Source organism: Acinetobacter pittii ANC 4050 (genome assembly GCF_000399685.1).
Classification (GTDB): Bacteria; Pseudomonadota; Gammaproteobacteria; order Pseudomonadales; family Moraxellaceae; genus Acinetobacter; species Acinetobacter pittii_E.
In genome coordinates this window covers 1,114,345-1,129,629 of the sequence record NZ_KB976987.1, presented here as the reverse complement: position 1 = coordinate 1,129,629, position 15,285 = coordinate 1,114,345, and the positions used below count along the sequence as shown (strand labels likewise).

The following is a 15,285-nucleotide window of genomic DNA, read 5'->3' as shown; positions in this document are numbered from 1 at the left end:
AGCCATCAATTCATATGGAATTTTTCTATTTAAATTAAATACTTAATATTAAGATAAATTTAATTTTATAATTTTTTTATAAAGTGAAGAATGATCTAATTTTTTGAAATAATCCCTTTAAAAAATATAACACTGATTAATTTAAGTGAAATATCAACTTAATTATCTATATTATCGACTTTCAAAGTGAAGTCTATCTAACAAATTTATATAAAAATGTGATGCATTTCACATAAAAAGCACTATAATACGAAAAAATTTTAGTTTTAAGTTTATGTTAAAAATCACAGCCACATTAATTATCTTGGGAAGTTTTACATACTATGTACTTTTCCATGGTGAAGAGAAAAGTGAGTCTAAAACTTCTCGTCTGCTTAAAGAAGCAGAGCAATCTATCGCTTCTGCTGAAACCTCTGTAAATAAGGCCAATAGTATTGTACCCATATCTTATAAGTAGCCGCAGTTGTTAGATTAACCTTTTATATCATCCATCAAAATATTGTTTTACTTAAACTTTTTTAAAATTTTAGGTAAAAGACTGTATGTATAGAGACAAAATTCATGAGAATGAAGTTTATCGCCTATGATCCCAATTCTGGGGAAAAATTAAACTTAAAAGAGCATATTCACCATATGGATAAATACACCACCTATATCTTTTTTAGCGATGAAAAAGACAATATGGTGTTCAATCCCCAGAAAAAGCAAGTTTTTGAAATTACTCAATATACTTCTAATATGATGGTTGAAATTTCAAGAAAGTTATATTATCTCATTGGTGAATATTAGAAATTCAGTCTTAGATTAAATACTTTAGTAGAATAGTCAGGTTTTTTTGGTTGAGCTATACTGCAAACATATCTTCTGATTTAAATGAATTTATTAGGTCAGAGAGCTTAAATCCTGAAATAGCCAAGATATTAATTTTTCTGTTTTACAGTCCGTATTCTTCCCCAAGGTGCGGACTTTTTTTATTAAAAATAAAACTTGAGTAAATCTTGGGATTATTTCTGTTTTTTATTAAGGCGAAATTTGTTATTTACTTGAATTATATTAACCTTAGTTTTTGATTTAAAATAATTTTTAGAGTAATAATTTTATCTTTTTATGAGTTGTTGAGTTAAATCAAAGTCTTTTATTCTCTTACGCTCGTTTCTATGTCAGAATTATTCAATACCTATTTTTATTGTTTGGCTTTGCCAATCCTCCATCGCATTTTTGCAGGTACTCCCATGTTTTATAGTTTTTATTCATCTATTCAGCTATTTCTTCAGCTTCCCAACCAAACAAATTAAGGACATAAATATAAAAAGGGAATGCATAAAATGAACTTAGAAGTACGTTGGGTAGAAGACCTTTTAACATTAGAGCGTGAGCGTTCTATTTCAAAAGCAGCCGAAAAACGATTTATTAGTCAATCCGCGTTTACACGTAGGATTCAGCAAATAGAAGAGATGATTGGAGCTGAAGTTATTATTCGAAATAATAAAAATAATATTGAATTTACCGACATTGGGCGAATTATGTTGGTAATGTCTAAAAATATTGAGAAGCAGGTAGAAGAAACAGCCAAGCTGATTAAAAATATCAAAAATGAAACCGAATCAACGATTCGTTTCTGTGTTGTCCACTCATTAGCATCAGGTTTTTTGACTACTTTTTTAAAAAAATTCCCAACATTTATGCGTGATTTAAAAATTGAAATTGTCGCGACGAATAGTGGTGAAGGCTTATCTCTTTTAAAGGAAGGCGCCTGTGATTTTATGATTTGTTATGCAGATCGATCTAATATTAATCGGGTTGGTGATGATATTTTAAGTGGCATCAAGATTGCCGAAACAGAGATCGTTCCAGTATCAGCTACCGAGGCCGACCATACGCCTAAGCATACAATTCAGAGTAATTTTTCATTACTTGCTTATAGTAAGCATGCATATTTACGAAAATTGGTAGATCAACTGATCGAAGGCAAACTGATCTATAAAACTTTATATGAAACTGACAATGCCACCAATTTGAAAGAACTTGTACTACAAGGTCTAGGTGTCGCATGGATTCCAAAAATTAATGTAGAGGAAGATCTTGCTACCGGAAAATTGGTCATGTTGGACCATAATGAGTATTGTCTGCCACAAGATATTTATATTTTTAAAAATAACTTGAGTGATAATAAATCAGTTCAGCAAATCTGGAAGGGCTTCCAAACTCAGCATGATTAAAATTTATAATGATATGTGATGTATTCAACATATTTACATACAAAGTAATCAATTAAAGAGCTCATACCTTTGTCTTTGTGATGAAAGGCTTTATAAAGCATTGCTCATGGTCTAGATTCTTTGTTAATTTAGACCATATATCAATAATTCAGAAATTGAGTGGGCATTTTTATATATGCTGTACTTCATTTCATTCCTTTTGAATGGATTATTTGATCCAGACGGAGACAATTTTGTTTGATCTAGATAGTAGATTACTAAATATTTTTTATCATATTTATCGGTTTAAAAGCGTTTCAATGGCTGCCGATGCTATTGGCCTTACACAACCGAGTGTTAGTAATGGACTGAACAAAATCCGTCAGCATTTTAATGATCCACTTTTTATTCGTGTTGGAAATGAAATGATTCCAACCGAATTGGCTAAAGAAATCTTTCCGCTCATTAGTGAGGTGATTGATAAAGTTGAAAGCATTAATAACTTTAGTGTGAACTTTGATCCGCTAACTTCAGATCAGCTTTTTACAATTGCCATGACAGATGTCTCTCATCTGGTTTTATTACCGCAATTAACCAACTATTTGAAAGAAAAAGCGCCTTTAATTCGCTTAAATATTAGGCCGATTACGCCAGAAACCAGCTACCAAATGGCAAATGGTGAAATTGACCTCGCAATTGGCTTTTTACCCCAATTAGAAGAAGGCTTTTACCAACAAAAGTTTTTTAAACAGCATTATGTGGTGATTAGCTCTAAAAGCCATCCTCGTTTAGACCCAAATAATTTCACTTTAGATGATTATATGCGCGAATATCATATTGATATTGATGCAGGAATCGGGCACTACCATATTAAAAATGAATTACAGAACAAAGGATTGGATCGAAATATTTTAATTCGATTACCAAGTTATTTAGGCGTGGGATTAGTAGTACAAGAAACAGATGCGATTGCAACGGTACCGTATTATTTAAGCCAAGTTTTATTGGTTAGAGAAAATTTACAGATTTTACCGGCGCCTTTAGACTTCCCAACTTATGATGTTAAACAACATTGGCATATGTCGTGCCATCATAAAAGTAGTCATAAATGGTTCCGCCAAACCTGTTATGAACTTTTTAAAGTCTAAAAAAAGAAGGTGTAAGAAAAATGCTTACACCTTCTGCGTGGTTTGATTTTTAGATTTCAATTGCGACAGCTGTAGCTTCACCACCACCAATACATAATGCGGCAACACCTTTCTTTTTACCTAGTCGTTTTAAAGCATAGATAAGAGAAAGAATAATTCTTGAGCCTGTTGCGCCAATTGGATGGCCTAAAGCACAAGCACCACCATGTACGTTAACTTTTGCTTCATCAATACCGAGTTCATGAATTGGTGCCATTGCCACCATTGCAAAAGCTTCATTAATTTCCCAAGCATCTACCTCGTCAACTGACCAACCAGCGCGCTCTAGCACTTTTTGAATTGCACTAATCGGAGCAATGGTAAATTCACTTGGATGCTGTGAGTGAGTCGAAGTTGCAACAATTTTCGCCAAAGTATTTAAGCCATGGCTTTGAGCATATTCTTCAGTCGTAAGTACTAACGCAGCAGCACCATCAGAAATGGAGCTTGAGTTAGCAGCTGTAATTGTTCCGTCTTTACTAAAAGCTGGACGTAATGTTGGGATCTTCTCAAGATTGGCTTTTAATGGTTGTTCATCTTGATCGATAACTTCAACACCTTTACGTGTTTTTACTTCAACAGGAACAATTTCTTCTTTGAAATAACCTTCGGTAATCGCAGTTTGCGCTTTTTTAAGTGAAGAAATTGCAAAGTTATCCATTTGCTCACGTGTAAAGCCTTTAGTGTTTGCCATGTCTTGCGCAAACGAACCCATTAAACGGCCTGTTTCAGCATCTTCAAGACCATCTAAGAACATATGGTCCTTAATTTCACCGTGTCCCATACGGTAACCACCGCGAGCTTTCGGCAGAATATAAGGAGCATTGGTCATAGATTCCATGCCACCTGCAACAATAATATTGGCACTGCCTGCTTTTAAAGTGTCTGATGCCATTAACACCGCTTTCATGGCAGAGCCACACAGTTTATTAATGGTGACTGCACCGACATGGTCAGGTACACCAGCTTTACGCATCGCCTGACGAGCTGGACCTTGGCCAATACCTGCACTTAATACACAACCAAAAATAACTTCATCTACTTGTTCAGGAGCAATACCTGCACGTTGAATCGATTCACGAATGACAGCAGCGCCAAGATCTGGTGCAGTTAAAGCAGATAGGCTACCTTGAAAACCGCCCATTGCAGTACGGCTACCTGAAACTATAACAATTGAACTCATCTTAATATCTCTTATTGATGTATTTGCTAAATTTGCCTTTAGTCGAACTAAAGGCGCCAATAAATTAAAAAGTGGGTGAGGTGTAGCTAAGCGTTCTTCCAAAGAACCACAATAAAAATAAAACTAACGGAAAATGCACAACAAGCTGAGTGACTGTAAAACCAATCACATCTTTTGCTTTTAGTTTTAAAATGCCTAACATTGGAAGCATAAAGAATGGATTGATTAAGTTCGGTAAAGCTTCGGCTGCATTATAAATTTGTACAGACCAGCCTAAATGAACTTTTAAATCATTTGCTGCTTGCATGACATATGGGGCTTCAATAATCCATTTTCCACCGCCAGATGGCACGAAGAACCCAAGGATGGCAGAGTAAATTCCCATCACAATTGCAAAGGTTTCTTTTGAGGCGATTGAAACGAAAAACTCGGCTATATAATGCGACAGCGATAAATCCTGACTATTTAAAGCTTGTGTCATAATAAAAGCGATGCTTCCATAAAGTGGAAACTGAATTAAGATTCCTGATACAGCAGGAACTGCCTTTGAAACAGCATTTAAAAAGTTTCTTGGCGTTCCATGCAACGCTAACCCAAGCATTAAAAACACAAAGTTGTATGTGTTTAAACTTGAAATAGCGATAATTGGATTACTTTTTGAAAATTCAAAAAACATCCAGATTAAGCCTAATGCCACCACAATAATCGTTAAAATAGGCGAGTTTTCTAACCAGTCGCCTGGGCGTGTTGATTGTTCCTCGTGTGGTTTATCTTCTTCAAACTGCACATCAAAACTGTCAATCGTTTTAACATTATTACCTTTTGGAGCTGACCAGTAAGCAATTGCAATTGAAACAATCACCAAAATAATAGTCATCGCAATAGATTGCCAAAGGAAAATCGTTTCAGTAAATGGAATAACACCAGTTAGGTTGTAAATTGACTCAGGTAAACTAGTTTTATTCGCTTGAAGCTGTGCTGCCGAAGAGCTAATTCCCAGTGCCCATGTTGCTCCCATACCAATAATTGCCGCCGCTGCCGCTGCACGGTAATCCATATTCAGCTCTTTACGTTTTGCTAATGCAATCACTAAAAGTGCTGTAAGAATCGTGCTTACTGCCCAATTGACCAGTGAAATTAATAAGCTGACAGTTGCAACTAAAACAATAGCACCACGTCCAGAATTTGGAATACGTGCCATTTTTCGAATTAGGAACTTTACGGGCTTAGATACAGAGACGACATAACCCACAATAATGAGCATGGTCATTTGCAGAGTAAAGGGAATAAGACTCCAGAAGCCATTACCAAATGAAGTCGCTACATCATGTATCGGTGCACCAATGCCCAATGCGGCAATAGAGACAATAATGACGCCAAGTAGAGCAAAAATATATGAATCAGGAAACCATTTTTCAGACCAGTCACTAATCCGAAGAGCAAATCTTTCAAAAATTCCTTGCTGTTTTTCCATAGCTGAAAAAATCCTTCTCGTTCTTATTTATAGACAGCACATCCGGTGCTTAAAAGGGTTAAGACTTAAGCTCACCTTCTAACTTAAGTCTTATCTCGCTAACTAAAAATTAAAATTTACGCGGCTAATGTTTTGTGAAACTCAACACCTGTAGCAGCTTGAATCTGTTCAAGCGTGACATCTTTAGCTAGTTCAATGAGTTCTACGCCTTGTGGGGTAATATCCATTACGCCTAAGTCAGTAATTACGCGATGAACCACACCTTTACCTGTTAAAGGCAAACTACAGTCTCTTACGATTTTGGGCGTACCATCTTTTGCACAATGTTCCATAAGCACAACAACTTTTTGAACACCAACAACCAAGTCCATTGCACCACCCATACCTTTGACTTTTTTACCCGGAATCATCCAGTTAGCTAAGTCACCATTTTCAGAAACTTCCATTCCACCTAAAATCGCAATGTTGACATGGCCACCACGGATCATGGCAAAAGATTCTGAGCTTGAGAAAAAGGCAGCGCCAGGACGTGCAGTAACTGTTTGTTTACCGGCATTAATTAAATCAGCATCAACAGTTTCTTCAGTTGGAAATTCACCGATACCTAAAAGGCCATTTTCAGATTGAAGCCAAACATTAATATTTTCAGGAATATAGTTAGCCACTAGGGTAGGTAAGCCAATACCCAAATTGACATAAAAACCGTCTTCTAGTTCTTGTGCAGCACGTTGTGCCATTTCATTACGTGACCAAGCCATTTTATACTGCCTCCGTGCGTATGGTTTTTTGTTCAATGCGCTTTTCTGGCGTGGTATTGAGAATGATTCGGTTGATATAAATACCTGGTAGATGAATCTCATCCGGATCCAATTCACCAATTTCAACAACCTGTTCAACCTCTGCGATAGTAATTTTTCCAGCCATCGCACATTCAGGATTAAAATTTTGAGCAGTTTTACGGAATACTAAATTACCCGCTTTATCTGCCTTATATGCTTTAACTAGAGCAACATCTGCAGTTAAAGATTCTTCTAAAATGTAGTTTTTGCCATTAAAGGTACGTTCTTCTTTACCTTCAGCAATGAGTGTACCTACACCAGTTTGTGTGTAAAACGCAGGAATTCCAGCACCACCAGCACGTAACTTTTCAGCTAAAGTGCCTTGTGGGGTAAGTTCTACATCAAGTTCACCATTTAAATATTGGCGCTCGAACTCTTTGTTTTCACCAACATAAGAAGAAATCATTTTTTTGATTTGTTTGGTTTGAAGCAGAATACCTAAACCGAAATCATCTACACCTGCGTTATTTGAAATACAAGTGAGACCAGTCACACCACTTTGCTTAACTGCAACAATTAGTTTTTCAGGAATTCCGCATAAACCAAAACCGCCTACCGCAAGTGTTTGATTGTCAGCAATAACGTCTTTCAGTGCTGCCTCTGCATTGGCATAAACTTTATTCATTCTATTGTTATCCTATATCCCTTAGTAATCTTAGTTTTAGCATCACAATTCGTGTTATAGAAGTTAATTTTTTTAAAGGATTAATAAGTATAATCAATGAATGGTATCAAATTACCGACAAAAGATCAGACTAATATAAAGCGAAATAATTTAAAAATTCATCTCATGGCATTGAAAATTATAATAATTAATAAATTTAGCTTAAGCGTAGGCTTAGCTCACCATAAAAATGCAGTGTTTAATTTTTTAAAATTTATATTGAACTAAAGCCTCAATAAATTGGGCAGAAATATTTGAAATTTCAAAGTTCTTTTTATAAACAATTCCAACAGTCTTATGAATAGCTTCATCTTTTAAATCAATTAACACGTTATGTTCTTTATCAATGTGTTTAGCAAAGTGTCTAGGAATAGCACTTACTCCAATTCCATAAGCCACAAAACTTGAAAGTGATGAAATTTGATGACATTCGACTTTTAAATCGAGCGTTATATTATTTCGCAAACAATTTTGCTCAACTAAATATCGAACAATTGAAGGTTTTTGTAAGGTCACGAATGGATTTGAACAAAGCTCGTGCCATGTAATAGAAGGTGATTGAGCAAGAGGATGAGTCTTAGGTAATAGAGCCAAGAAGTCTTCTTCAAACAGAGGTTTAAACTCTAAGCCTTCGGTAAGGTCTGGTTCAAAGCAGATGCCAAGCTCGAAGATACCATCTTGTACTTTTTCTATAATGGTTTCATTTGGAATATCGTGAATTGAAAAGTTCAGGTTGGGATGAAGTTCTAAGAATTGATGAATCACCTCAGGCAAAATTGCATGAGTCACGAAGGGCATTGAGGCGATACTTAAAGTTCCACGATTAAGCTTAAAACGTTGTTTGACATCGTTTTCCATTTCGTCCCAATTGGCGAGTAATTTTTTAGCATATGGAATAAGGGATTTACCTTCTTGGGTAAGCTCGACACGACGTGTATTACGATTAAACAATTTTCCGCCTAATTCTTCTTCTAGGCTTTTGATGGTGAGGCTTAAAGCAGACTGGCTTAGATGTAGCTCTAAAGATGCATTGGCATAGTTAAGTGTACGCGCAAGAGCTAAAAAAGCTTTTAATTGTTTAAGCGTCATTTCATTCCTTTAAGTTGCTCAGCTCACCTAAAAGGATAATTTATACGAAAATTTGTCTAATATTATGTTTTTTGACAAAAAATTATGAAAAATAAACCAGGGAACACTAGGATGAGCTACTTTAGTAAGTTATCCAAGCAGAATTCATCAGTATTGTTTGCAAAATATAGAGCCATTCCAACGACATGAAAAAATAAATAACCTAGCCAAATTGCTTGAGGAGCAACTTTTAAGCCTTCTAATAAAATAGTTGTTGAGTAAATTGCTACTAAAAAAGTGAATAAGATGATGTATGTAATACTCGCTACAAACTTATATTTTGGTGCTAATTGAGGAACTTTATACCCAATCAAAATTTGCATACCGCAATTTATGATCAGTGCAATTATAGCTACAAGTATTTGTGGCGCATTTAAAAATTCTAAAGAAAGCTGTTCAATGATGAAAATGATTTGCCACAGCACAAACAGGCCCAGAGGGTATAATATAAATTTAAGCCACATAGGTTTTCATTTTCTTATAAAAATTTATATCGGCATTCTATTGAATAACGAAGATAAAATAAATACTTTTTTCAAAAACTTAAACTACTCACGGGGGATTTGTATTATCCTTAACTTTTAAATTTAACTCGTTATTAAAGTGGATAATGTCATGAGAAAAATACTTTTATTGGGTTTTGTCGTTTCTTTGGTTGGGTGTGCCACAACGCCTATTTCGACAACTATGGCAAAGCAATCACCCAAAGAACGTTTATTAGCTTATCAAGAAAATAAAGATGGTTATACTGAAGTTGAAATCGCTAGAGATACTGGCTTTCTAGGTAGTGCTTGTTACTTAAGTGTTCGAAACTATTGGACGTTTTGATACAGGTGAGAAAGCAACATTTTATTTACCAGTAGGGCAATGGAGTATGGCAGTGGCACCTGATCCTGAAGGAAAGGGATTATGTACTGGATCAAGCTTTAACCCTGCCTTTGAGAAACAAAATATCAAACCAAATGTTAAAAATATTTTTCGCATAAGTTCTGGTCCATATCGTAGACCTAGATTGTTACCATTATAAATCAGATATAAGTTTTGATAAAAGCCCTTATCAGAGGGCTTTAATTTTTTATTTGATGAAGAATATTTTTAAAAATATATTATTTAATTGTCTTTACTAAATAATATGAAATTATTGATTTAATTTACTCAATAATTAATAAGTTTTATAAAATAATAATAGTTTTTAAATAATATGTTTTTACCAACAAATTTATATAAATATATGTGTTTTATTGATATTTTAAAATTTAAATAAATTGCATTGTTTTTAAATATTTTAGTGATATTTTATTTTTAAGCTCATTTACCTATTACCACACATAGATATTGTGATTTTTATCATTTTAGGTTTGGGATAACCTAAATATTTTTTGGTAATTTTATTGAACCTAATATCTATTCTTTAGGGAGAAAGAATATATGTGGGAATTATTTGTAATTCTACTTTCGCTTGGGCTGTTAATGTATACAGCTTACAAGGGCTTTTCAGTCATTCTCATGGCACCAATTTGTGCCTTACTTGCTGTTCTACTCATTAATCCAGCCAATGTTTTACCGTTTTATTCGGGTGTATTTATGCCCAAAATGGTGAACTTTATTAAAGATTACTTTCTTGTGTTTTTGCTGGGGGCAATTTTCGGTAAAGTCGTTGAAATGTCAGGAATTGCTGAGTCTATTGCTCGAACCATTGTAAGATGGATTGGGGCGAAAAAGGCAATTTTAACCGTTGTACTCTTAGGTGCAATTTTAACTTATAGCGGTGTGAGTCTTTTTGTTGCTGTATTCGCCATTTATCCATTTGCAAACCAGCTATTTAGACAAGCCAATATTCCAAAACGATTAATTCCGGGAACCATCGCGCTTGGTGCATTTACATTTACCATGGATGCATTGCCGGGTACACCACAAATCCAAAACGTCATTCCAACCACATTCTTTGGCACCAATATTTATGCCGCACCATTTCTAGGAATTATTGGTGCAATTTTTGTTTTATGCATGGGTTTGGCTTACTTAGAATGGCGTCGCCGCGCCGCTGCAAAAGCAGGTGAAGGCTACTCTGGCTTTGGAGTAGACAGTACCTCGTCTCAAGAAATTGAAGCCGATATGAACTTGCAAAATAATGGAAGTACGGCGCGTCAGTTCTTAGCTTTTGTACCTCTTATTCTTGTTGCTGTAATGAACAAATATTTGTCTAAAGCAATCAAAGAGTGGTATCCAAATGGATTTGATTTTGCCACTGTCGGTCTAGCGGATTACACCGTAGATGTTGCGAAAACTGGTGCGATCTGGGCAGTAGGCCTTGCACTTATTGTCGGGATTATTTCTGCAATTTTATTTGATTATCAGCGTGTAGTGACAAACTTTAAAGAGGGCATTAATGCCAGTATTGGTGGCTCACTTTTAGCGGTGATGAATACAGCTTCTGAGTATGGTTTCGGGGCAATTATCGCGTCATTACCAGGCTTTGCTCTCATTAGCCATGCAATGAGCAGTACCTTCACAAACCCTTTAGTGAATGGAGCTGTGACCACAACCGTTTTAGCAGGTATTACCGGTTCAGCTTCTGGTGGTATGAGTATCGCTTTAAGTGCAATGGCTGAACATTATAACGCCGCGATTTTAGCCGCAGGTATTCCACCAGAAGTTATGCATCGTGTGGTTGCGATGGCATCGGGTGGTATGGATACGCTTCCGCATAATGGTGCTGTTATTACTTTACTCGCTGTTACAGGTTTAACCCATAAACAATCATATAAAGATATTTTTGCAGTCACGGTAATTAAAACATTAGCGGTATTTGTGGTGATTACGGTCTTTACCGTAACAGGTATTGTTTAAATCAGCGCGTTATAAGTATTAAGGAGTAAATAAATGACAAAACTTTTAGACGGTAAGGTCGCTTTTATTACAGGTTCTGCAAGTGGTATTGGTCTAGAGATTGCTAAGAAATTTGCTCAAGAAGGTGCCAAAGTTGTTATTTCTGATATGAATGCTGAAAAGTGTCAAGAAACGGCGAATTCACTTAAAGAGCAAGGTTTTGATGCATTATCTGCACCATGTGATGTGACCGATGAAGATGCTTATAAACAAGCAATTGAGCTCACTCAAAAGACCTTTGGTACGGTTGATATCTTAATTAATAATGCTGGTTTCCAACACGTTTCATCTATTGAAGAGTTTCCAACGGCTGTTTTTCAAAAGTTAGTTCAAGTCATGTTAACTGGAGCGTTTATTGGTATTAAACATGTTTTTCCAATCATGAAAGCTCAGAAATATGGCCGTATTATTAATATGGCTTCAATTAATGGCCTAATTGGTTTCGCCGGAAAGGCAGGTTATAACAGTGCTAAACATGGCGTAATTGGCCTAACAAAAGTTGCGGCATTAGAATGTGCACGTGATGGCATTACGGTGAATGCCTTATGCCCAGGTTATGTAGATACACCATTGGTTCGCGGTCAAATTGCAGATTTGGCTAAAACGCGTAATGTGAGTTTAGACAGCGCACTTGAAGATGTAATTTTGGCAATGGTTCCTCAAAAACGTTTGTTATCTGTTGAAGAGATAGCTGACTATGCAATTTTCCTTGCGAGTAGTAAAGCGGGTGGAGTAACAGGTCAAGCTGTGGTTATGGATGGTGGTTATACCGCCCAATAATTTAAGTATTTTATAAAAGCCGCTTATTTAAAATAAGCGGTTTTTTATGTGTTAAAATTTACCATAGTCTACTGTTCAAAATTATGATTTATCCCTAAGATATTTTTGATAAAAAACTAATAAAATAAGTTTGTTAAGGTATAAAATTATACTTTAAAGGTATTTAACTTATTTCCATTTTTAAAATCTAATAGAGTGTGAGAAAGTAATCTTTACTCTCTTTCTTGATTAGATATTTTTCAGGAAAACTCGCCAATTTACGGATATTAATTGGCATACAAGTTGCTTTTTTAGCAATAAGTTATTTAGCTAGGTGAAAATGATATGATATCACTCAGCCAACAGATGGAACTCAATCATTATTCACGCAAAGCTGAATTTGCGCAGAATTTGATGTCCACGATTTGTGGTGAACACCGTCTAGATACAATTTACAAAGACACTCTCGATTTTCACTATGACGGAATGCGTTTGCCTAATAAAAAAATGGCAATCGGTACAATCAGTTATGGTGCAAACGTTGCCATTAACATCTCAAATTTAAAGGCTTATAGTATTAGTTTACCGATACAAGGTCGACAAGCTCTCAACATTCGTGGCGCTCACTATCAATCTGATGAAAATAGAGGCCTTATTGTTTCAAATAACGATCAACAAGATTTGATTATCGATAAAGATTGCAGAAAATTTCAGGTGGTTATTCCTGAGCGGAGTATGCAGATTGTCCTTGCAGATCTATTAAATAAACCTATAGAAACTCCTATTATTTTTAATCCTGAAATGCATCTGGACTCTGAGCAACTCATTGGTGCATGGTGGAAGAATATTCAAAATTTTGTACAGTTAAAATCTCAATATAGCAATTTTTATGGTTTGCAGATGTTGTCTGAAGACTACGAAAATTTTGTCATTAAAGCACTGTTGTTGTCTCAAGAAAATAATTACTCTGAAGCCTTAAAGTCTCTCTCACGTCAAGATGAGCCAGCATATATCCGTAAGGTCCGTAATTTTATTATTGAACATGCCCATGAAGAAATCTGTGCAGAAGACTTGCAGCGTCTGGCTGGGGTTTCAAAATCAAAATTGTATGATGAATTTCAACAGTACTACGGCACCAGCCCAATGTCATATTTGAAAAAATATCGTCTCCAACAAATTTATAAAATCTTGAGCACCACAGGAGCAGATAGAAAGATTTCTATTTCAAAGCTCGCCTATGACTGGGGTTTTAACCATTTAAGTCGTTTTTCTCAAGAGTATCGTGAAGAATTTGGCGAAAATCCAAGTGAGACCAAAGGCAAAATTTTCTAATATTTAATATTTTCCAAATAAAAAACTGATTTAATTACTTAAATCAGTTTTTTATTTTATTGCTTAATTTTAGATACTTTCTTCGAGCTTTAACACTTGTTTGTTTTTAGATTTCTCATAAATCACTTTGAGGCTAAGTGCAATAAATGAAATGAAGGTTGGTAGTGCGAGAATAAAGAAAATACCGCTTAAGCTTAGGTTAAAAGTAAAAATGAGCGAGCCAAAGAAAGCACCTAAAATTGCACCGATACGACCAATACCATGCATCCATGAAACACCAACCGCGCGGCACACTGCCGGATAGAACATAGCAGCAAGTGGCAGCAATGAAGATTGTGCACCAGCGAGTAAGGCACCAATTAAGAAAATAGTAAGACCCAATAAGAAGATATTTGAGCTCACCAGACCAGCAACAATGAATAGTCCGAAAGCAATAAGATATGAATATTTAATCACTGTAGTTGGATTTAATTTATCCATGTACCAGCCCATAATGCTGGCGCCAATCACACCGCCAAAAGGAAAAATCGCGGCGATTAAACTAAACTGTTGAGTACTGAAACCTGCTGTTTTTAAAATTGTTGGCATCCAGCTTGTTAAAAGATAGAACACCAAAAGACTAGTAAAACAGCAGAGCCAAAGCATGCTTGAACCCCACAGATATTTTCCTAGAACTACTTTAACTGGATTTTCATCTGATGCAGTTTCTGATTGAGTTAAGACAAGTTTTACTGGCTCTTGAAAAGAATGACCTTGAATATTTTCTAAGATACGCTGTGCTTTATCTTGTTGATGACGTGTAATTAAGTATTGCGTTGATTCAGGTAATTTAAGCAATAAAGCAACCACTAAAATGAGGGGAATACTTCCGCCAATAATAATCACTTTAGCCCAGCCATAGCTTTCTAACAAATAAGCTGACAGCACACCACCACACGAAATACCCAGCATGAAACCACAGCCAGCAAGGCCTGTAAGGAATGCTTTACGTTTTACAGGCATATATTCAGAGACAATGGTACTGATGTTGGGCATGGCTGCTCCTAAACCAACACCTGTAATAAAGCGATAAATCATTAAGTCTTGAGTTGAATTGGCAAAGCCACACAAAATCGTAAATATGGAAAACAAAAGGCTGGTAAAAACAATAACGCCTTTACGGCCAAATTTATCGGCTAAGGGTCCCGAAATGATTGCACCAATTGACATACCGACTAAAGCTGCACTTAAAACGGGAGCAAGTTGAGGTTTGGTAATTCCCCAATCATCCAGTAATGCAGGAGCAACAAAACCAATAATTCCTGTGTCTAGACCATCACAGAAGAAGACAAAAAAGCCTAGGATAAAAACTATCCACTGTAATGGAGACAGTTTTTCGCGGTTGATAATCGTGTTTGCATCTATCGTTTTCATACGTATTCCTTTTTTAAAATTTTTTGTTCCCTGAGTAATTCAATGCATTCGTTACACAACATGTGTCCTTGATTGAACTATTTTTAGCCAATAGCCACTATCCAATAAGTCCTAATCTTCATCCATTTTTTCCAAATTAGATAAAAAGCATCCATTTATTTTTTTAATTTAAGCTTTTGAAATATAGGTATTTCTTGTTTTTTTAGTTTTTATCCATTT

The 15,285-nt window shown here is 35.6% G+C and carries 15 protein-coding genes; 8 read left to right on the top strand and 7 right to left on the bottom strand.

Annotated elements, in window-relative coordinates; translation table 11 throughout:
- Positions 1-274 precede the first annotated feature (274 nt).
- The 4 genes from F931_RS09075 to F931_RS09060 all read left to right on the top strand — a co-directional run bounded on the left by F931_RS09075 (position 275) and on the right by F931_RS09060 (position 3,346).
- Entirely contained in the window at positions 275-457 is a 183-nt protein-coding gene (locus tag F931_RS09075) for a hypothetical protein (RefSeq protein ID WP_016141085.1), read from the top strand.
- A 110-nt stretch (positions 458-567) separates the two neighbouring features.
- Complete coding sequence (locus F931_RS09070; protein WP_080649678.1) at positions 568-789, top strand: hypothetical protein; 222 nt, start codon at positions 568-570, stop codon at positions 787-789.
- 536 nt (positions 790-1,325) lie between these two features.
- A complete protein-coding gene (gene yjiE, locus F931_RS09065) occupies positions 1,326-2,219 on the top strand; it encodes a LysR substrate-binding domain-containing protein (RefSeq protein WP_002113716.1) in 894 nt (297 codons plus the stop codon).
- 233 nt (positions 2,220-2,452) lie between these two features.
- Entirely contained in the window at positions 2,453-3,346 is an 894-nt protein-coding gene (locus F931_RS09060; RefSeq protein ID WP_003651675.1) for a LysR family transcriptional regulator, read from the top strand.
- 49 nt (positions 3,347-3,395) lie between these two features.
- On the opposite strand, the gene F931_RS09055 is transcribed toward F931_RS09060, so the two are convergent.
- The 6 genes from F931_RS09055 to F931_RS22505 form a co-directional block, all read right to left on the bottom strand.
- Complete coding sequence (locus F931_RS09055) at positions 3,396-4,568, bottom strand: thiolase family protein (RefSeq protein ID WP_016141083.1); 1,173 nt, start codon at positions 4,566-4,568, stop codon at positions 3,396-3,398.
- Positions 4,569-4,632: 64 nt separating this feature from the next.
- On the bottom strand, positions 4,633-6,042 hold the full coding sequence (gene atoE, locus F931_RS09050) for a short-chain fatty acid transporter (protein WP_016141082.1): 1,410 nt from the start codon (positions 6,040-6,042) through the stop codon (positions 4,633-4,635).
- A 116-nt stretch (positions 6,043-6,158) separates the two neighbouring features.
- Positions 6,159-6,800: a 3-oxoacid CoA-transferase subunit B gene (gene atoA / locus F931_RS09045; protein WP_016141081.1), complete on the bottom strand. Its 642-nt coding sequence runs from the start codon at positions 6,798-6,800 to the stop codon at positions 6,159-6,161.
- A gap of 1 nt (position 6,801) precedes the next feature.
- Positions 6,802-7,506, bottom strand: coding sequence for a CoA transferase subunit A (gene atoD / locus F931_RS09040; protein ID WP_016141080.1), 705 nt, complete (start codon positions 7,504-7,506; stop codon positions 6,802-6,804).
- Positions 7,507-7,752: 246 nt separating this feature from the next.
- Positions 7,753-8,634, bottom strand: coding sequence for a LysR family transcriptional regulator (locus tag F931_RS09035; RefSeq protein WP_016141079.1), 882 nt, complete (start codon positions 8,632-8,634; stop codon positions 7,753-7,755).
- 116 nt (positions 8,635-8,750) lie between these two features.
- On the bottom strand, positions 8,751-9,137 hold the full coding sequence (locus tag F931_RS22505; protein WP_016141078.1) for a hypothetical protein: 387 nt from the start codon (positions 9,135-9,137) through the stop codon (positions 8,751-8,753).
- Positions 9,138-9,288: 151 nt separating this feature from the next.
- On the opposite strand from F931_RS22505, the gene F931_RS22500 reads away from it, so the two are divergent.
- From F931_RS22500 to F931_RS09015, 4 genes are all read left to right on the top strand, one after another.
- On the top strand, positions 9,289-9,501 hold the full coding sequence (locus F931_RS22500) for a hypothetical protein (RefSeq protein ID WP_016141077.1): 213 nt from the start codon (positions 9,289-9,291) through the stop codon (positions 9,499-9,501).
- Positions 9,502-10,101: 600 nt separating this feature from the next.
- The gene (locus F931_RS09025; protein ID WP_016141076.1) at positions 10,102-11,523 is read left to right on the top strand and encodes a GntP family permease; all 1,422 of its coding nucleotides are present in this window, start codon (positions 10,102-10,104) and stop codon (positions 11,521-11,523) included.
- Between the two features lie 33 nt (positions 11,524-11,556).
- A complete protein-coding gene (gene bdhA, locus F931_RS09020; RefSeq protein WP_002113866.1) occupies positions 11,557-12,342 on the top strand; it encodes a 3-hydroxybutyrate dehydrogenase in 786 nt (261 codons plus the stop codon).
- Positions 12,343-12,666: 324 nt separating this feature from the next.
- Positions 12,667-13,653 carry an AraC family transcriptional regulator gene (locus F931_RS09015; RefSeq protein ID WP_016141075.1) on the top strand — a complete coding sequence of 329 codons (987 nt, stop codon included), beginning with the start codon at positions 12,667-12,669 and terminating at the stop codon, positions 13,651-13,653.
- A 69-nt stretch (positions 13,654-13,722) separates the two neighbouring features.
- Here the strand turns inward: F931_RS09015 and F931_RS09010 are convergent, their stop codons facing one another.
- Positions 13,723-15,066 carry an MFS transporter gene (locus tag F931_RS09010; protein ID WP_016141074.1) on the bottom strand — a complete coding sequence of 448 codons (1,344 nt, stop codon included), beginning with the start codon at positions 15,064-15,066 and terminating at the stop codon, positions 13,723-13,725.
- Positions 15,067-15,285 lie beyond the last annotated feature (219 nt).